This is a genomic window from Rhizobium leguminosarum (assembly GCF_019798305.1).
In the GTDB taxonomy this organism is placed as follows: domain Bacteria; phylum Pseudomonadota; class Alphaproteobacteria; order Rhizobiales; family Rhizobiaceae; genus Rhizobium; species Rhizobium leguminosarum_U.
This window is the reverse complement of sequence record NZ_JAAXDD010000002.1, coordinates 176,861-195,923: the sequence shown is the minus strand read 5'-3', so window position 1 is coordinate 195,923 and position 19,063 is coordinate 176,861. Positions and strand designations below refer to the sequence as shown.

The following is a 19,063-nucleotide window of genomic DNA, read 5'->3' as shown; positions in this document are numbered from 1 at the left end:
GCGGCACGAGATGAGACCGATCAAGTCATCGGCCGAACGCATGGTGCGAGCGTGAGATCTACTTGGTTGCGGGACCCTGGCCGCTTTGTTGCGCCAGGCGCAGCTCTTTCAGCCGCTTGGTTTTTTCGCGACGGGCCTGCTGCTCGGCCTCGATGGTTTCCTTGGCGGCTCGCTCGGTGTTTTCGAAACGATCCTGCCGGTAAGCCTTTGATGAGGGTTCACGTTCTCTTTTCATGGCCGCTAAACGCAAATCGGCGAAAACGGTTTCATGGGAAAATGCGTCACTGGCTGTCAATCGATCGACATGGCCGGCGTGCCTACGTCTGGAGTCACAGCCATAATAGCAACCGGGCGCCTCGTCGGCGCCCGGCAACATTGCGGATCAGCCTTTTATGAAGGCGAGGATGTCGGGATTTATGATGTCGGCATGGGTGGTGCACATGCCGTGCGGGAATTTCTCGTAAACCTTCAGCGTGGCATTCTGCAGGAGCTTGGACGAGAGCAGGGCGGAGTCGGCGATCGGCACGATCTGGTCGTCATCGCCGTGCATGACGAAGGTCGGCACGGTGATGATCTTCAGGTCTTCTGTGAAGTCGGTCTCCGAAAAGGCCTTGATGCCGTCGTAATGCGCCTTGGCGCCGCCGATCATGCCTTGGCGCCACCAATTGTTGATGACCGGTTCCAGGACCTTCGCGCCCGGCCGATTGAAGCTGTAGAACGGACCGGCCGGCAGGTCGTGATAGAACTGTGCGCGATTGTCGGCGAGCTGCTTGCGCAGGCCATCGAAGACCTCGATCGGCAGGCCGCCGGGATTGGCATCCGATTTGACCATGATGGGCGGCACGGCGCCGATGATGACGAGCTTGGCGACGCGGCCCTGAGGCTGGCCGTGGCGGGCGACGTAGTGGGTCGCTTCGCCACCGCCGGTGGAGTGGCCGACATGAACGGTGTTCCTGAGATCGAGATGCTCGACGACGGCTGCGGCATCGGCGGCGTAATGGTCCATATCATGACCGTCGCCCACCTGGGTCGAGCGGCCGTGGCCGCGCCGGTCATGGGCGACGACCCGGTAGCCCTTCTCAAGGAAGAACAGCATCTGGGCGTCCCAGTCGTCGGAGCATAGCGGCCAGCCGTGATGGAACATGATCGGCTGGGCAGTCTTCGGCCCCCAATCTTTGTAGAAGATCTCGACGCCGTCCTTGGTGGTAACCGTGCTCATCTTTTGGCTCCGTTGGTGGGGTTGGTTGGATTAATGCGTTCAGAAGTTTGCGCTGTTGCCTGCAGAATTGACAAAACCACGAGCGCCGCTGGGCCGGGGGCTAGGGGCGAGAAGGTCGCGTCTGATCAACCCGAATATGTTGATGTGCTTATCGAATGCCTCTTTCTATTCTATTGATATGACAAACGTTTGTATGTTTCCACGAGGATGGGTGTGAACCCGCCCATTTCGCATGGCTGCTTTGCGCTGCAAACATTCTTTTGATCCACAGTATCTTGGCTGTTGGCCGTCTCAGGCTAGTTCGTCAGGGGCGTAGCGAAGGGACTGATTTAACGGCGAACGTCTGTAATGAGCCATTTTTTTGATATTCGTTCAATATATCCGTCCGGCTAGTTCAATATATCTGTCCGGGGTAGGTGGGCTCCCGTTCTGCCGTGCAGGCAGCTGCCGGCGCTCACTTGAACGCGGTTCATCGCCCAACCATCTAATCCTCATACAACAGCGCCATGGCGGACCGTCGCAGCCGCGACGGCTTTGCCGGCGGCGGGACGGCCGTTATTGCCGCCTGAGGATCAAATAATGGGTTACATGGATAAAAATATCGCGCCTCAGAATGACGGGGCGCTGATCGATGCCTATTCGCAATCGATCGCAGCAGCAATCGACATCGTCGGGCCGGCGGTCAGCCGGATCGAGAGGGTGGGCGGCCGGCAGGGGCACGGGTCGGGTTTCGCCGTCTCGCCTGACGGCCTGATCATCACCAACAACCATGTCGTCGATGACGCCAAGGTCGTTCGCATCACCACGCCCGACGGCGTCGTTACCGAGGGCCGCGTGCTCGGCCGGGATGTGGATACCGACATCGCCCTCATTCGCGCCAATACAAGCACCGGCGCCTGGGCGAGGCTCGGAGATTCCCAGCGCCTGCGCAGGGGCCATATCGCGATCGCGATCGGAAACCCGCTCGGCTTCGAGTGGACTGTTACCGCCGGCATCGTCTCGGCGCTCGGCCGGTCGATGCGGGCGGCCAGCGGCCGGCTGATGGAGGATGTGATCCAGACCGATGCGGCGCTCAATCCCGGCAACTCGGGCGGGCCGCTGGTGTCTTCGGGCGGGGAGGTCATCGGCGTCAACACTGCCGTCATCCAGGGCGCGCAGAGCATCGCCTTTGCCGTGGCGGCGAACACGGCCAATTTCGTGGTTTCGGAGATTCTCCGCTATGGTCAGGTCAGGCGCGCCTTCATCGGCATAGCAGGCGATACGATCGTGCTGCCGCGCCGGGTGGCCCTGGCGGCAGGCACGGTGCAGACGACCTCCGTGCGCATCCGCCGCGTCGAGCCGGAGGGGCCAGCGGCGAAGGGAGGGCTGCAGGAGGGCGATTATATCCTCGCCATCGACGGCAGCCCGGTTGGCGGCGTCGATGATATCGTCCGATTGATGGATGGCAGCAGGATCGGCAGGGATACGGAAATCCTGGTCTTTTCGGTGGCCGGCCGGATCGAGAAGAAGATCTTGCTGCCGATGGCCCGGTCCTGACGCCACACTTCGGCGCCATGACAAAGACATCACCTTACGTCAGGCGCTGACCGCCTCCTGCTCCGTCCCCGAAAAATCCACCGCCGCAAAAGCTGCCGCCAGTACCTCCGGCCCGGCGCCGTTTTTCGCGGCATCGGTGGAGAGGATCTGGCGGTAGCGCCTTGCGCCGGGCAGGCCGGTGAAGAGGCCGACCATGTGGCGGGCCACGTGCTGCAGCCGGCCGCCGCTCATGATGTGGCGTTCGGCATAGGCCATCATCCGGTCACGCAGCGCCTCCCAATCCGGCGCGCTCGCCGGCGCGCCGAAGAAGCGCTGGTCGATGTCGGCAAGGATCGCGGCATTCTGATAGGCGGCGCGGCCAAGCATAACGCCGTCGACATGGGCAAGGTGGGCTGCGGCCTCGTCGAGCGTGCGGATGCCGCCGTTGATGCCGATGAAGACGTCGGGCCAGCGCTGCTTCATCCGATAGACGATCTCGTAGTCGAGCGGCGGGATCTCGCGGTTTTCTTTGGGGCTCAGGCCCTTCAGCCAGGCCTTGCGCGCATGGATCCAGATCGCGTCGGCGCCGGCATCGAGAACGCGGCTGATCAGCTCGGGCAGCGCCTGTTCCGGCTCCTGCTCGTCGACGCCGATCCGGCATTTCACCGTCACCGGCGCGGTCGCGACGGCCTTCATAGCAGCGACGCATGCGGCCACCGTCTCCGGCGTCAGCATCAGGCAGGCGCCGAAAGTGCCCGACTGCACGCGGTCGGAAGGGCAGCCGACATTGAGGTTGATCTCGTCATAGCCATAGGGCTGGGCGATCTTCACCGCCTCGGCAAGCTTTGCCGGGTCCGATCCGCCGAGCTGCAGCGCCAGCGGATGCTCGGCGGCGTCATGGCCGAGCAGCCGGTCGCGCGGGCCGTGGATGATCGCATCGGCCACCACCATCTCGGTATAGAGCAGCGCCTCGCGGCTGATCTGTCGGTGGAAATAGCGGCAATGCCGATCCGTCCAGTCGATCATCGGGGCGACCGCAAAAATCGGCCTCTTCTGCGTCATCGACGTTCCATTGTTCCTTATTCCCAGGCGCCGCAATGCGGGGCCGTCACCGCCGCAATGGGCGGGATCATCCATTACCGCGCATATAACACTTGCCGGTGCGATCGACAAATGATGGCAGCGCCGCAAACAGAAACGGCGCCCCTTGCGGAGCGCCGTTCATGCCGCGTGAGCGGAAGTCTGACTTACGAAGCCGAGATGTTGACAGCCTTCGGGCCCTTGCCCATGCGATCTGGCTCGGTGTCGAAAGTAACCTGCTGGCCTTCGCGCAGCGACTGGATGCCAGAAGCCTGCAGCGCAGAGATATGGACGAAAACGTCCTTTGCGCCGCCGTCCGGCGTGATGAAACCAAAACCCTTGTCCTGGTTGAAGAATTTTACGGTGCCCTTGGTGGCCATTGGGATCGTCCTTTTCCCTTAGTCTGTGTAGTATCCGCGCCCCCGAGAGGAAGCGGACGGCTTTAGCTTTCGCCCCGATCGATTGGGAACGAAGGGTCAGTCGGAGAAGTCACGTACGGGGAAAGAACGTCTACGTAGGCGGGTAGTCCCGCGCCGCCTTCCAAACGGAAGGGATTACCACATCAGTCCAGTCACCGGCATGCAAATGCCCGAGTAAGTCAATTCGTGCCAGCATTTCGGGCAAAAAGCAAGCGGGATTATTGTGGCATGCCCGCATCGATGTCGGGAAATGCCGAAGATTCAGATACTTGACTATGGGTTAACGGTTTCTTGCCGCCTGTGTGCCATATCGGGATTCCGTGCCGAAACGGGATGACTGGCGGATTCGATAGCCGGATCAGGGATTTTGTAGAGGAAGCGGTTTGGGGCGGCACCGGCAAGATACCTATGAGCCCTATCCGACAGCTCTTGACTTCGCACGATTCAACTTGAGATTAAACGCTGCGGTCCGCACTAGCGAGATGCGATCCATCAAGATCGGTGACCCGGGGAAAATCGAATGGATTCGCGGCAAATGATCATCACCTTCGCGCTGATCGGCATCGTTTATACACTGGCTTTGCACATCCCGCTTCCCGGGATCGATTTGGATGCTTTTGCTAGCCTGGCATACACTGCCAATTCCGATATGCTCTCTCGTATATCGATCCTACTCCTTGGACCGACGCCTCTTTTCGCCGCGCTGGGACTTGCGGAAATTGCACGATTGATTGCTTTCCCTTGGCTCAAGCAGAAGGATGAGCAAGATCGAAGCGCCTTGCCGGGGGGTGCTATCGTCGTTGTGATCGCGCTGGCTATTGCTGCAGTGCAGGCTTACGCCATGTCAGGCGGCTTGGGTGCGGCGCGCCTCGTCGATGATAATATGACTAACTTCACCATGCTCACGATCGCATCCTGCGTGGGCGCGACGGCGCTCACGATCTTCCTCTCCGATCGCATAGGGATCGCAGGCCTGCGCGACGGCCTCTGGCCATTATACTCGATCCCGATCCTATTGAGCCTGCCAAACAATGTGATCGCTTCAGTCGAAATGACGAGAACCGGAGCCGTGCCTTCGACGCAATGGCTGATTGTCGCGGTTTATCTCGTCTTGTCGGTCGCCGCGGTGGTCGTCACGGCTTTCCTGTGGAGGTCGGCATGTCACGAGGCCTGCGTCATCGCAGAAAAGACGGTCGAGCCAGGGGCAATTCTCATCTGGCCGCCGGTGCTGGCCATCACCGTTGCAGGTTATGTGCTGGCCTCTTTCGCCTTCATTGCTCCAAATGTCATTGCTGCGGCTCAAGGGTTGCCTTTGCAAATCATCGCTCTCGCAATGGCATCGATCCTGATCCCGCTGATCGTTTTCGCCTATGTCAGGCGACTTGAGGTCAAGAATGGGGCGAATATTCGTCTGGCCGCGACTGCAAGCATTATCGCCTTCATCCAGATCCTGCTGCTTGTCTCCGGCGCCCTCGCAAGTGCATTCATTCAGCTTCCGGTCAGCCCAGGCTCCATCGGCATCATCGTTTTGACGATAACAGCTCTGGGGTTTAGGAGCTGGGATACAGTTGAAGTGGAAGGTTCATCGGCACCTCATGTCTCGGCCCAGACTGCCTCGTGATGGCCTCGCCTCAAGGAAACGATTGGTCTCGTCTATATTGCCTCGTGAGCCTCGGCGCGCGAGGGGAGACTTCCGGACGTGCCGTGGCTGGTTTCCTATGACGGGCAAAGGAATGAGGCAGGAAAGGTAGCACCTGCAACTTACTGCGCATCTCCCAGCAAAGCGCCGAGGCTCCACGGATTATCTCCCTTCTGGTTGGCGATGTCGTCGACCTTCCAGCCGCCGTGTTCGCGTACCAAGGTATAGAAGAGCGTCACCTCTTCGCCGTTTTCGAACTCCACCTCCACCTCGGCCTTGTCATCCAGCAGGATCGGTTGGCCGATCCTGACGTCGCTGGCCGCGCCGTCCTGACCTGCGATGACGGGATCGAAGTCGATCGCGCCGACATTGCCTTCCGGCGTGTTGTCGAGATCGGTCTGGAGGAGCTTGTTCAGGTGGTCGGAGAAGAAGGTCGAATAGGGCGAGGGCGCCTCGGCGTCGCTGTTGTCGGTGTCGTAGCTATAGAGCGCCTTGAGCAGCGCCTTCGGCGTCTTGTAGGTCTGCGCCAACGCGGGCAAGGCTGCGACCGCCGACACGGTGAGGGCGAGGATGAATGTGGGCAGGCGCATGCGGGCTCTCCTCGGATGAGCGGTGAATCATAGCGGAATCGGGCGCGGAGGTGGAGCGGCATTTTAGGGGCTGGTTGTCAGGATCTGCCGTGGTCATCTGCCCCGTTCCAATGACCACGCCCCACGCTTGCTTGTGACAGGCGCCCGGGCGAGACTTCCAAATCAAGCTGGGGAGGGTGAGATGAAATGCATCGTCGGATTCTTCATGACCAAGCCTGGAAAGCGCCATGCCTATCTGGCCGCGGCGCAGAACCATCTCGATCAGAGCCGGCTCGACCCGGATTGTCTCTATATCGAGCTGGTACCGATGCCCGAGCATCCCGACAAGATCCTGCTGGCCGAGGCCTTCACCAGCGAGGAAGCGCATCGCCGGCACGAGGATACGGACCACATGCGTGAGTTATGGGCCGCCGGCCCGACGCTGCTGTCGCATGTCGTTATCGACAATGTGATTTCCGCTCAGGTGGAGCATATCGACGAGCGGTTTGACTGATGCATGCCTGATTTCGCGCGGCCACCCATCGGTGGGGCTTGCACGACTGCAAGTCCCACCTCGGTGCCCGGCAATTCTGTCGCGGCTAGATCAACGCCTCATGCGACAGCGCAAATGACGGCTCGAAGACGTCCTTCACGGCCAGCGTAAAATCGTGGCTGGTGACGTTTCCGGCCGCGTCATAGGCTTCGGCGGTGAAGGTCAGGCTGTGGGTGCTTTCGTAGTCGATCGCCGCCTTCGTCTGGATCTTGTTGCCGACGAGCTTGAAGATGCCGTCGGCATCGTCCGTCAGCCGCCATTTCACCGTGTCGCCTTCAGGATCGACGGCCGTGAGAAGGCCGACCGAGGTGCCGATCGCGATATTCTCGGAGATTGAGCTGCGCGAGAAGGCGAGATTGGTCGGCGCCTTGTTGACCGGCGTCTCGTTGACGTCGAGGACGTTGATCGTGATGTCCTTTTCGACCGTGACCTTGCCGTCCGAAACAGCGATCTTGATCGTGTGCGACTTGTCCGTCTCGTAATCCAGCGACTTCGAGGTGACGATGCGATTGCCATTGAGCCGGAAGTGATCGTCCGCCCCGTTGATCAGCGTATAGGTGAGCGTATCGCCGTCGGCGTCTTTGGCGCTGAGCAGGCCGACCGTGGTCCAGATCGGCGTGCTCTCCAACAGGGAGGTTTTCGAAAGCTGGATGTTGGTGGGCGCGCTGTTGCTGCCGTCGGGCGTGAATTTTGCCTTGGCGAAATCGTAGACGCCGTCGGCAAAACGGGCGAATTCAATATCGGTCAGCGTATCCTTGCCCTCCAGGACGCTCGTCAGGATATGCCTGCCATTGTTCAACGCGAAGGAGTAGTTGGCGAAATTGCCTGAGAAGATCGCCGTATCAATGCCCGCACCGCCCAAAAGCACGTCATTGCCGGCGCCGCCTTCGAATCTGTCATTGCCGCCGGTTCCGAAGAAATAGTCGTCGCCGCCGCCGGTCTTGACGTCGATGCCGAAGGCGGTGCCGAAAATGTCGACGTGGCGGTTGGCCAGCTCGTCGGAGAGATCGGCATGGGCGCTGTCCGTCAATGTCAGTGCGAGGACATTGTTCTCGTAGCCTGGCTTGTCGTAAATGACGATCTTGTCGAAGCTTTCGAACTGGGCAGCCGAAGCGAGAACCTCGGCTCCCGCCGTTGCAAGAATTTCGACGTTCTTGATTGTCAGGCCGGCAAGCCCGATGAATTCCATGCCAGGGCCCAACGTGGGCTTAATAACTTGCAGTGTGTCGGTGCCTGCGCCACCGTCGATCACCCCGGAAATCGCGGAAGAATGTGTCTGCAGGTTGATGGCATCATTGCCATCGCCGGCGTCAATATCGAAGGTCTCAGGAGCGGTGGAAACATTATCCCCATCGGTGATCTTGTCGTCGCCCGCGCCGCCCCTGACAACGTCATTTCCAACGCCGCCGAAGATCTGGTCGTTGCCGTCTCCGCCGGTCAACTTGTCATTGCCGGCATAGCCGTTGATGGTGTCGTTGCCTGCGCCGCCATCGAAGGTGTCGTTGCCGTCGGTACCCTCCAACTGGTCGTTGCCGCCGCCCGTCGTCACGTCGATACCAGAGACGTTGCCGTATATCTGTGCCTGACGGCCAGCCAACTCGTCGGAGAGATCGAGATGGGCGCCGTCCGTCAATCTCAGGACGACGGCATTGGTCGTATTCGAGTTGATGATCGTATCGAAACTTTCGAATTGCGCAGCCGAGCCGACACCCGCTAATCCCGCTGTGTCAAGGGTTTCGAAGTTCTTGATCGTCAGGCCACTCAGATGGCTGGCTTGCAGCTTGTCAGTGCCAGCACCACCATCGACTATTCCGGAAAGCGTGGTGTCGTCGTTCTGCAAGATCACGAAGTCATTGCCGTCGCCGGCATCAATGTCGAAGGTTTCGGGGTTAACGGCAATCATTTCGCCATCGACGATCTTGTCGTTGCCGATGCCGCCCCTGATGACGTCGTTTCCGGCGCCGCCTTCGATGGTGTCGTTGCCGGCTCCACCGGTCAGCCGGTCATCTCCCTCGTTGCCCCAGATGTGGTCGTCACCGGCGCCGCCGTCGAGAATGTCATTCCCGCCCAACCCGGTCAGGTAATCTCTAGTGCCGCCGGTCGTGACGTCGATACCGGTGGCGTAATTGTCAGGAGAGATGTAGATCAGGCCGGGACCCAGCTCCTGTGAGAGGTCGACATGGACGCCGTCCGTCAACCGCAAGGTGGTGGTGGGGGACGGACCTACAGTGCCGGGAATAATTTTCTCGAAGCTCTCGAATTGCGCGGCCGATCCGACAACATCGAATCCATGCGTGTCGAGGATTTCGAAGCTTTTGATCGTCAAGCCGCTCAAATTGTTGGCTTGCAGCGTGTCGACTCCAGGACCGCCATCGACTTTTCCGGATGGCGTACTGCTAAAACCCTGTGACAACGATACGAGGTCCGTGCCCTCACCTGCATCAATATTGAAGACGTCGTTGGTATAACCTTCGTCGACAATCACATCGTTACCTGCACCGCTCTTGATGACGTCATTGCCAGCGTCGCCGAAGAGCCTGTCATTGCCGTCGCCGCCATTCAGCGTGTCATTGCCAGCTCCGCCATAGATCGTGTCGTCGCCAGCGCCGCCGCTCAGAGTGTCTGCGCCGTCGCCACCTGAAATGGTGTCGTTGCCTGCGCCTGTTGCGATCACACTGTCGCCGCTCGAGCCCGTCACGTTCGCCGACACCGAGCCCAATTCATCGGCCAAATCTGCCACGCCGGAATCGGAGACGACCAGAGTGACGGCGGCGAGGGGAGTGGCATCGGAATGGCGGATAACGTCGTATGCTTCGAATTCAGCGCCGGTCCTGGTAAGCGTGGTGCCGTTCGTGTTCAGAATATTCAAGGCCATGTTTAAACTTTCCAGAAGGTGGATTCTGCAAGAATGGATTGTGTCTTTTCTGCCGTTCCGGGTGGAGAAGGTTCGTGTCGGAGGCGGCAGCCACCTTATTCGGAAAGCGGCAACCGCAGATTGGAACTCGGGGCAATGGCAGCGCCGGGTGCTTGTTTAAGCGGGCACGCGGCGCATCCTGCCCCTGTCGCGGGACGCATTCCTGCGTCCCGCGACAGGTCGTTGCTAGATGAGCGCATCGTGCAGCAGGCTCGAAACCGTCGGCTCGAAGACGTCCTTCACGGCGAGCGTGAAATCGTGGCTGGTGACGTTTCCGGCCGCGTCATAGGCTTCGGCGGTGAAGGTCAGGCTATGGGTGCTTTCGAAATCGATCGCAGCCTTCGTCTGGATCTTGTTGCCGACGAGCTTGAAGATGCCGTCGGCATCGTCCGTCAGCCGCCATTTTACCGTGCCGCCTTCCGGATCGACCGCCGACAGGAGCCCGACCGAGCTGCCGATCGCGATATTCTCGGAGACCGAGCCGCGCGAGAAGGCGAGATTGGTCGGCGCCTTGTTGACCGGCGTCTCGTTGACGTCGAGGACATTGATCGTGATGTCCTTTTCGACCGTGACCTTGCCGTCCGAAACAGCCACCTTGATCGTGTGCGACTTGTCCGTCTCGTAATCCAGCGACTTCGAGGTGACGATGCGATTGCCATTGAGCCGGAAGTGATCGTCCGCCCCGTCGAGCAGCGTATAGGTGAGGGCGTCGCCATCGGCGTCCTTGGCGCTGAGCAGGCCAACCGTGGTCCAGATCGGCGTATCCTCGGAGAGGGCGGTCTTCGAAAGCTGGATATTGGTCGGCGCGGCATTACCCTTCGGCGTAAAAGTTTCCGTGGCGAAATCGTAGACGCCGTCGGCAAAGCGCGCCAATTCGACGTCTGTCAGCGTATCCGTACCTTCCCCAGCGCTCGTCAGGATGTGATCGCCATTATTCAGCGCGAAGAAATAATTGGCGAAATTGCCGGAGAAGATTGCCGTATCGATGCCGTCGCCGCCATTGATGGTGTCGTCGCCGGCGCCACCGGTCAATTTGTCATTGCCGGCATTGCCATTGAGGATGTCGTTGCCACCGCTGCCGTCGAAAATGTCGTTGCCGTCGGTGCCTGTGAACTCGTCGTCGCCGTTGCCGGTCTTGACGTCGATGCCAAAGGCATTGCCGGCGATGAAAGATCCGAGATCTCCCAGCTCGTCGGAGAGATCGAGATGGGCGCTGTCCGTCAGTGTCACTGAGGCGCGAAAATCGCCGAACGGATCGGTCGACCAGACGATCTTGTCGAAGCTTTCGAGCTGCGCGCTTGAACCGGCAACCGACCATCCGGCCGTTTCAAGAATCTCGACGTTCTTGATCGTCAGGCCCTGGAGCGAGCTTATCTGCAGCGTATCGATCCCGGCGCCGCCATCGATCGTTCCGGAATTCATTTGAGCGAATGTCTCAAGAGTTACGGCATCGTTTCCGTCGCCCGCGTCGATATCAACCACTTCAGAGGCAAGGCCAAAAAGCTGACCATCGGAGATCGTATCGTTACCCGCGCCGCCTCTGATGACGTCGTTTCCGACATCGCCCGAGAGCAGGTCGTTGCCATCGCCGCCATTCAGCGTGTCATTGCCATTTCCGCCCTGGATCGCATCGTTTCCGGAGCCACCGTTCAGCGTGTCTGCGCCGTCACCGCCTGCAATGGTGTCGTTGCCTGCGCCTGTCGTGATCGCATTATCGCCGCTTGAGCCCGTCACATTTGCGGAGCCCGAGCCCAGTTCGTCGGAAAGGTCTACCGGGCTGGAATCCGAGATGACCAGGTTGACCGCGACGAGAGGATTGACCTCGGAGTCGCGGATGACGTCGTAAGCTTCGAACTCAGCGCCGGTCTTGGTAATCGTGGCACCGTTCGTGTCCAGGATATTCAGCGGAGTACCCGGCTCGGTGCTGTTGGGCGTGAAGGTTTCCGTCGCGAAGTCGTAAACGCCATCGGCAAAGCGCGCGAATTCGACGTCTGCCAGCCTATCGGTGCCTTCGAGCGCGCTCGTCACGACACGGCTGCCATTGTCGATCTCGAAGGAAAATTCGGCAAAATTGCCTGTGAATGCAGCCGTGTCGATGCCCGCGCCGCCATTGATGGTGTCGTTGCCGGCGCCGCCGGTCAGTTTATCATCGCCGTCGTTGCCATTGATGAGGTCGCTGCCGCCGCTGCCGTCGAAAATGTCGTTGACGTCGCTGCCCGCAAACTCGTCGTCGCCGTCGCCGGTTTTGACGTCAATGCCGGAAAAGCCGCGGACAAGGGTCCCGAGATCTCCCAGTTCGTCGAAAAGATCGAGGTGGGCGCTATCCGTCACTACCAGCGAGGGATCAAAACTGAAGACCGGATCGGTTGATCTGGCGATCTTGTCGAAGCTTTCGAACTGTGAACTCGAACCGCTCACCTGGAAATCTGCCAATTCAAGCACTTCGACGTTCTTGATCGTCAGGCCCCGGAGCGCCGAGACACGCAACGTATCGATCCCGGCACCGCCATCGATCGTTCCCGATATTCGTGGAGCGAATCTCTCAATGGCTATCAAATCGTCGCCGTCGCCGCCGTCAATGTCGACGATTTCTGGCTGGAGGCTGCCATCAGGTCCGGACACAAAGCCAAAACCACCATCAGTGATCCTGTCGTTGCCGTCACCGCCGATCAGTTTGTCGTTGCCGGCATTACCGTAGATCGTATCGTCGCCGCCGCCGCCGCTCAGCGTGTCTGCGCCGTCGCCGCCCGAAATCACATCGTTGCCGGCGCCCGTCGTGACCGTGCTGCCGCCGCTCGATACCGTCACGTTCGCCGATACCAAGCCCAACTCGTCGGCCAGATCTGCCGCCGAGGAATCGGAGACAGTGAGAGAGACAGGTGCGGAAGGGCTGGTTTCAGAGTCGCGGATAACATCGTAGGCTTCGAACTCAGCGCCGGTTTTGGTAACTGTGGCGCCGTTCGTGTCCAGAATATTCAAGGCCATATATATCTTTCCCCAAAAGATGCGTTGTACTCGGCAATATGAGACATCCGCGAACTGTTTTATTGCTCAGCGGACGACAACCCCTCGGGGATCTATGCCAATCCTCGATTAAGTTTTCAATGCAAAATTGTGTCTTTTCATTGCTTTTTAATGAAAAACTAAGGATGAAATACTAGGAAACGAATTTTTATTTGAGAACTCAAAGCCATACTTTGGTTTCGTAAATAGTGGGACGCTCTCGCCAAAATTGTGTTTTCAGCGCGTTCTTCGATAATGCTGCGCCGCGCAACCATTCGCCACTATCGTAGGTTGGTGGTGGCTTCGACTTGTTCCCGGCTTCCCGTGCGGGAGGCCTCACACGAGCTTGATGATCCCTGCCTTGGTCGGTCTGAAACCGCAGGCGTGGTAGAAGCGGGTCAGGTGCGGCTCGAAATCGACATGCAGCCACTCGGCGCCGCGCTCCCGCGCAACCCGCGTCGCTTCCCCGACCAGCCGCGTCGCGATTCCCTGCCTCTGCATCTCGGGATGGACCGATATATCGAGGATGAAGGCATGGATGCCGCCATCCCAGGCGACATTGACGAAGCCGACGAGCCGGTCGTCCTGATAGGCGCCGATATGGGCGAGGCTACGGGGCAGAATGGCGGTGAAATCGCGGCTGTGGGGGCTGCCCCAGGCGGCGGAAAAAAGGGCGTTCAGTTCGGTGGCGGAGGGGAAGGGGTCAATGCGAATTTCTGGCATTGGAATTCCATTCTGTGAGGCGCAGCAAGCCAGAGAGGCTGATCCAAAAATCGCCCATAGTGTCTCGAAAGCGATTGCCTAGACACGCGCCCATGGTGTTAGCATCCGAGATTCGCCAACCGCGCCGATTGGGAAGCAGCCGCTGACCCAGTGACACACAAATCACTTTAAGCCAGCCCGCCTGGTTGGGCGGTTTGTCGTTACCGCCCCGGCCGCCCAGTCTTCCCCTTCGTCCTGCTCTTGCGCTTCTGCTCGCCCGGGTCCTCATAGCTCCCCACACCCGTCTTCCCGCGCACGACCGGCCGCACGTCGTCCCGCTCCGGCTGGCCTTCGAGCAGCGGTGAAAACCGCTTCGTGCTTTTGGCGGCCTCCGGCTTTTCCGGCAGCGCGCCGATGACCGGCTTTTCGGTTCGGCCGACCGTCATTTCGTCGAGGTCGTTTTTGCGGAAGAGGGTCTTCTTGGCGGGGTCGGCGATGTCGCGGCCCATCTCATCCAAGGCGGGTTTGCGGAAGAGAGGAGTGGTGGTGTCGGTGCCTGGGCCCATGTCGTCGAGGCTGGGCCTTGAGAAGTAGGAGGCGGTGGCCCCCTCATCTGCCCTGCCGGGCACCTTCTCGCCGGCTGGGAGAAGGGACTCGCGGGTCGCTTTGGCGTTCCGTCTGACGCCTTCCATCGCCTTCGACTCCTCGCGTGCCATCGGGTCATCCATAACCGCCAGTTCGGCGGCCTTGAGGCGTTTGATTTCGTCGCGGAGGCGGGCGGCTTTTTCGAAGTCGAGATCGGCGGCGGCGTCGCGCATGCTCTTTTCGAGGGCGTTGAGATGGGTCTGCAGGTTATTGCCGACGAGGTTGCCGCCATCGGCAAAGCCCTTGCCCGAGACGCCGGATATATCGGCGCGGACGTGGTCGCGTTCATAGACGGAGTCGAGGATGTCGGAGATCCTGGCCTTGACCGATTCCGGGGTGATGCCGTGTTCCTGGTTATAGATCATCTGCTTTTCGCGGCGGCGGCTGGTTTCCTCCATTGCCCGCTTCATCGAGCCGGTGACCTGGTCGGCATAGAGGATGACCTTGCCGTCGACGTTGCGCGCGGCGCGGCCGATCGTCTGGATCAGCGAGGTCTCCGAGCGCAGGAAACCTTCCTTGTCGGCGTCGAGAATGGCGACGAAGCCGCATTCGGGAATGTCGAGGCCTTCGCGCAGAAGGTTGATGCCAACGAGAACGTCGAAGGCGCCGAGGCGAAGATCGCGGAGGATCTCGATGCGCTCCAGCGTGTCGATGTCGGAGTGCATGTAGCGGACGCGCACGCCCTGCTCATGCAGATATTCGGTCAGGTCCTCGGCCATGCGTTTGGTGAGCACGGTGCAGAGCGTGCGGTAACCCTTGGCCGATGTCTCGCGGATCTCGCCGAGCACGTCGTCGACCTGGGCGCGGGCCGAGCGGACCTCGACCGGCGGGTCGATCAGGCCGGTCGGGCGGATCACCTGTTCGGCGAAGACGCCGCCGGACTGCTCCATTTCCCAGCCGCCGGGGGTGGCCGAGACGGCGATGGTGTCGGGGCGCATGGCGTCCCATTCTTCGAAGCGCAGCGGCCGGTTGTCCATGCAGGAGGGCAGGCGGAAGCCGTATTCGGCCAGCGTCGCCTTGCGCCTGAAGTCGCCCCGGTACATGCCGCCGATCTGCGGCACGGTGACATGGCTTTCGTCGATGAAGACGAGGGCGTTGTCGGGGATATATTCGAACAGCGTCGGCGGCGGATCGCCGGGGTCGCGGCCGGTGAGATAACGCGAATAGTTCTCGATGCCCTGGCAGGAGCCGGTGGCTTCGAGCATTTCGATATCGTAGCGGGTGCGCTGCTCCAGGCGCTGAGCCTCCAGCAGGCGGCCGGCCTTTTCCAGCTCGGCGAGGCGAAGCCTGAGCTCCTCCTTGATCGATTTGATGGCGCCGTTCAGCGTCGGGCGCGGGGTGACATAGTGCGAATTGGCGTAGATTTTCACGGATTTCAGGTCGCCGACCTTCTGGCCGGTGAGCGGGTCGAATTCTGTGATGGCGTCGATCTCGTCGCCGAACATCGAGATGCGCCAGGCGGCATCTTCCAAGTGGGCGGGGAAGAGCTCAATCGTGTCGCCGCGCACGCGGAAGGATCCGCGGGTGAAATCCATGTCGCGGCGCTTGTATTGCTGGGCGACGAGGTCGGCCAGCAGCTGACGCTGATCAAGCCGGTCGCCGACCGACATCTGGAAGGTCATCGCCGTATAGGTCTCGACCGAGCCGATACCGTAGATGCAGGAGACCGAGGCGACGATGATGCAGTCGTCACGTTCGAGCAGCGAGCGTGTCGCCGAGTGGCGCATGCGGTCGATCTGCTCGTTGATCGAGGATTCCTTCTCGATATAGGTGTCGGAGCGCGGCACATAGGCTTCCGGCTGGTAATAATCGTAGTAGGAAACGAAATATTCCACCGCATTGTCGGGGAAGAAATTCTTGAATTCGGAATAGAGCTGGGCGGCCAGCGTCTTGTTCGGCGCCAGGATGACGGCCGGGCGCTGCGTTGCTTCGATCACCTTGGCCATGGTGAAGGTCTTGCCGGAACCGGTGACGCCGAGCAGCACCTGGCTGCGGTCGCCATTCTCCAGCCCCTCGACGAGATCGCGGATGGCTGTGGGCTGGTCGCCGGCCGGCTCATAATCCGACTGCATGCGGATGGCGATGCCGCCTTCGGATTTGTCGGGGCGGGCAGGGCGGTGCGGCGTCCAGATCTTGCCGTTCTTGTGCAGCGGATTGCCGCTCTCGATCAGCGCCGACAGAGCCTCGACCGTGGCGGTGACGGCGGTGCCGGCCTGCAGCGACGAGGCCTCCTCCAGCGTCGTATCCATGCCCGAGACCGGATTGAGGCCGGCCGCCGCGCGCGTCTTCGGGTCGGTCGAGCCGCCCATGGAAGTGCCGCGCGCCGATTTCGAGGCGCTAACGCCGCCGTCGCTGGTTTTCGCCCTGGCGGCGATTTCCACCTTCTTGCGGTGCTTGCCGGCCTTGGAGGCGATCTGGCGTTGGGTCTCGACGCCCGAAGCTTCGGCATCGGCCTCCAGCTGCTTCACCCAATCGGCAACCGAGCCTGAGAGGGGGGTTCCCTCAAAAGACGATTGGGGAGCTTCCTCGAAGCCATTCGGGGCGGGGGATTTCTTCGGAGATTTGGCCATGCGGCGAATATGGAGAGAGTCAGCGCGAAAGTGAAGAGGGAAGAGTACAAAAGGGAAACGAATGAATCGTTCGGATTTTTGAATAGTCTGCCGGTCGCGTGATACTAAAAGACCCCGCCCAAACCCACAAGTGGGAGGGGCGTTACCTGCCGCGCCGGCTTTCCAAATCCTCAACGTTTCGGAAGAGGCAAGGCGGTGCCGCCGGATTAGCCCCTCCCACCTGTGGGGAGGGGTTGGGGAGGGGGCTTTCTTCTGCGGTTCTACACTCAACAAGCCGAACGCTGGTCCGCCGGCCCCTCCAGGGGCGCGAGGTTCAACGCACTGTTGATCAACCCGACATGGCTGAAGGCCTGCGGGAAGTTGCCGAGCATGCGACGGGTGGCGGGATCATATTCTTCCGCCAGAAGCCCGACATCGTTGCAGATATGAAGCAGCCGCTCGAACAGGCGCAGCGCATCGTCGCGGCGGCCGATCATGCCGAGGGCGTCGACGAGCCAGAAGCTGCAGGCGAGGAACGCGCCTTCGCCTGGCGGCAGGCCGTCGTCCACCTCCTGCGTCTCGTAGCGCAGCAGCAGGCCATCGCGCAGCAGCTTGCGCTCTATCGCCTCGACTGTCGCGACATAGCGCGGATCATCAGGCGCGATGAAGCCGACCATGCCCAGATGAAGCAGGCTGGCATCAAGCGCCTTGGAGCCGTAGGCCTGCACGAAACAGCCGAGTTCGGGATCAAAAGCCTTCTCGCAAACCTCGGCATGGATGTGATCTGCGAGCGTGCGCCAACGTGCGGCGGCCTCGGGCTCGCCGTCCGCCTCGGCAATCTGGACGGCGCGGTCGAAGGCCACCCAGGCCATGACCTTCGAATAGGTGAAATGCTGGCGCTGGCCGCGCACCTCCCAGATGCCTTCATCGGGTTCCGCCCAGATTTTTTCGAGAAAGGGCAGAATGGCCGCCGCCAGTTCGCGTTCGCGGTGATGCGGCGGAAGCCCGCCCTTGCGGGCCTGCAGCATGGCGTCGGCCACCTCGCCATAGACATCGAGCTGCACCTGTTCGGCAGCGGCATTGCCGATGCGTACAGGTGTCGAGCCCTCGTAGCCACTCAGCCAGGGAACCTGCCATTCCAGCAGATTACGCTCGCCGGCGACGCCATACATGATCTGCATCTGCGCCGGGACGCCGGCGACCGCGCGCAGCAGCCAGTTGCGCCAGGCACTGGCTTCCTCGTAATAGCCGATTTTCATCAGGGCGAGCAGGGTCAGCGTCGCGTCGCGCAGCCAGCAATAGCGGTAGTCCCAGTTGCGCGGCCCGCCGATCTTTTCCGGCAGGGAGGTCGTCGCCGCGGCGACGATGCCGCCCGTCGGCATGTAGGTCAGTGCCTTGAGCGTGATCAGCGAGCGTTTGACCTGTTCCGTCCACCGGCCCACTTTCGGGCAGGCAGCGGCAAAGGATTGCCAGAATTCCTCCGTGTCCGGCAGCGCATATTCCACCTGCCGCTGAACCGGCTGCGGAATATGCGAGGGGGACCAGGTCAGGGTGAAGATCTGGCTCTCGCCAGCGGCAACCTGGAAGGAGCCGACCGTGCTCAGGCCGCGGCCTTCGAGCGGGACGGCGCAATTCAGGGTTAGCCTGTCCGGGCCGGCAATGGCGGTGATGCCACCATCCTCACCGTGCGTGACCCAGGGAACGGTTCGGCCGTAATCGAAGCGAAGGTTGAGTTCCATATCGAAGGCGACAGTGCCGCTCTTGCCCTCGACGATGCGCATCAGATCGCTCGTGCTATCGCGAAGCGGCATGAAGTCGATGAGAACGGCGGTGCCGGTCTCGGTCTGAAACTCGGTTTCGAGAATGAGCGTATCGTTGCGGTAGCGGCGCGTGACACGGACATTTTCACCTGACGGTGACAGCGACCAGAAGCCGTTATCCTCGCCGCCGAGCAGGGCGGCAAAACAGGCGGGGGAATCGAAGCGCGGAAAACAGAGCCAGTCGATCGAGCCGTTCTTCGAGACGAGTGCGGCGGTTTCGCAATCGCCGATGAGCGCGTAGTCCTCAATGGGTACCGACACCGGAGCCTCCTTTGCATAGCATTCGGACTTTTAGGTAGAGGCCGTGCGCGGAGATCAAGCGCGGAAACTAACGGCGGTCGGCGTGCGGCTATCATGCAAACTCCGGATATCAATGGGGGCATGTCAGCAATGCCAATCCGAAACCGGAAGTGTCCCGATAAAAAAAGTCTGTGGT

The 19,063-nt window shown here is 60.7% G+C and carries 13 protein-coding genes; 3 read left to right on the top strand and 10 right to left on the bottom strand.

Annotation, left to right across the window (positions count from 1 at the left end):
* Positions 1-58: 58 nt before the first annotated feature.
* A complete protein-coding gene (locus HFO99_RS04310) occupies positions 59-295 on the bottom strand; it encodes a hypothetical protein (RefSeq protein WP_222249966.1) in 237 nt (78 codons plus the stop codon).
* An 87-nt stretch (positions 296-382) separates the two neighbouring features.
* Positions 383-1,219 (bottom strand): alpha/beta fold hydrolase, encoded by an 837-nt coding sequence (locus HFO99_RS04305; protein ID WP_222359507.1) that lies wholly within the window; start codon positions 1,217-1,219, stop codon positions 383-385.
* A 579-nt stretch (positions 1,220-1,798) separates the two neighbouring features.
* On the opposite strand from HFO99_RS04305, the gene HFO99_RS04300 reads away from it, so the two are divergent.
* Positions 1,799-2,755, top strand: a complete 957-nt coding sequence (locus tag HFO99_RS04300) for a S1C family serine protease (RefSeq protein WP_222359504.1) — start codon at positions 1,799-1,801, stop codon at positions 2,753-2,755.
* A gap of 39 nt (positions 2,756-2,794) precedes the next feature.
* Here HFO99_RS04300 and dusA read toward each other — a convergent pair whose 3' ends face one another.
* Positions 2,795-3,796 (bottom strand): tRNA dihydrouridine(20/20a) synthase DusA, encoded by a 1,002-nt coding sequence (gene dusA / locus HFO99_RS04295; RefSeq protein WP_222331725.1) that lies wholly within the window; start codon positions 3,794-3,796, stop codon positions 2,795-2,797.
* Between the two features lie 185 nt (positions 3,797-3,981).
* Positions 3,982-4,194 carry a cold-shock protein gene (locus HFO99_RS04290; protein ID WP_003540801.1) on the bottom strand — a complete coding sequence of 71 codons (213 nt, stop codon included), beginning with the start codon at positions 4,192-4,194 and terminating at the stop codon, positions 3,982-3,984.
* Between the two features lie 574 nt (positions 4,195-4,768).
* Between HFO99_RS04290 and HFO99_RS04285 the strand changes: the two genes are divergently transcribed.
* Positions 4,769-5,854: a preprotein translocase subunit SecY gene (locus HFO99_RS04285; protein WP_261322988.1), complete on the top strand. Its 1,086-nt coding sequence runs from the start codon at positions 4,769-4,771 to the stop codon at positions 5,852-5,854.
* Positions 5,855-5,994: 140 nt separating this feature from the next.
* Here HFO99_RS04285 and HFO99_RS04280 read toward each other — a convergent pair whose 3' ends face one another.
* Entirely contained in the window at positions 5,995-6,462 is a 468-nt protein-coding gene (locus HFO99_RS04280; RefSeq protein WP_222331727.1) for a DUF3828 domain-containing protein, read from the bottom strand.
* Positions 6,463-6,643: 181 nt separating this feature from the next.
* On the opposite strand from HFO99_RS04280, the gene HFO99_RS04275 reads away from it, so the two are divergent.
* Positions 6,644-6,955 (top strand): putative quinol monooxygenase, encoded by a 312-nt coding sequence (locus tag HFO99_RS04275; RefSeq protein WP_222359500.1) that lies wholly within the window; start codon positions 6,644-6,646, stop codon positions 6,953-6,955.
* A gap of 85 nt (positions 6,956-7,040) precedes the next feature.
* Here the strand turns inward: HFO99_RS04275 and HFO99_RS04270 are convergent, their stop codons facing one another.
* From HFO99_RS04270 to HFO99_RS04250, 5 genes are all read right to left on the bottom strand, one after another.
* Positions 7,041-9,869 carry a metal-binding protein gene (locus HFO99_RS04270; protein WP_222359498.1) on the bottom strand — a complete coding sequence of 943 codons (2,829 nt, stop codon included), beginning with the start codon at positions 9,867-9,869 and terminating at the stop codon, positions 7,041-7,043.
* Positions 9,870-10,094: 225 nt separating this feature from the next.
* Positions 10,095-12,893: a metal-binding protein gene (locus HFO99_RS04265; protein ID WP_222359496.1), complete on the bottom strand. Its 2,799-nt coding sequence runs from the start codon at positions 12,891-12,893 to the stop codon at positions 10,095-10,097.
* A 354-nt stretch (positions 12,894-13,247) separates the two neighbouring features.
* Positions 13,248-13,634 carry a GNAT family N-acetyltransferase gene (locus tag HFO99_RS04260; protein WP_222336157.1) on the bottom strand — a complete coding sequence of 129 codons (387 nt, stop codon included), beginning with the start codon at positions 13,632-13,634 and terminating at the stop codon, positions 13,248-13,250.
* A 200-nt stretch (positions 13,635-13,834) separates the two neighbouring features.
* Positions 13,835-16,828, bottom strand: a complete 2,994-nt coding sequence (gene uvrB / locus HFO99_RS04255; RefSeq protein ID WP_222359494.1) for an excinuclease ABC subunit UvrB — start codon at positions 16,826-16,828, stop codon at positions 13,835-13,837.
* 266 nt (positions 16,829-17,094) lie between these two features.
* The gene (locus HFO99_RS04250) at positions 17,095-18,888 is read right to left on the bottom strand and encodes a glycoside hydrolase family 15 protein (RefSeq protein ID WP_222301286.1); all 1,794 of its coding nucleotides are present in this window, start codon (positions 18,886-18,888) and stop codon (positions 17,095-17,097) included.
* Positions 18,889-19,063: the final 175 nt, after the last annotated feature.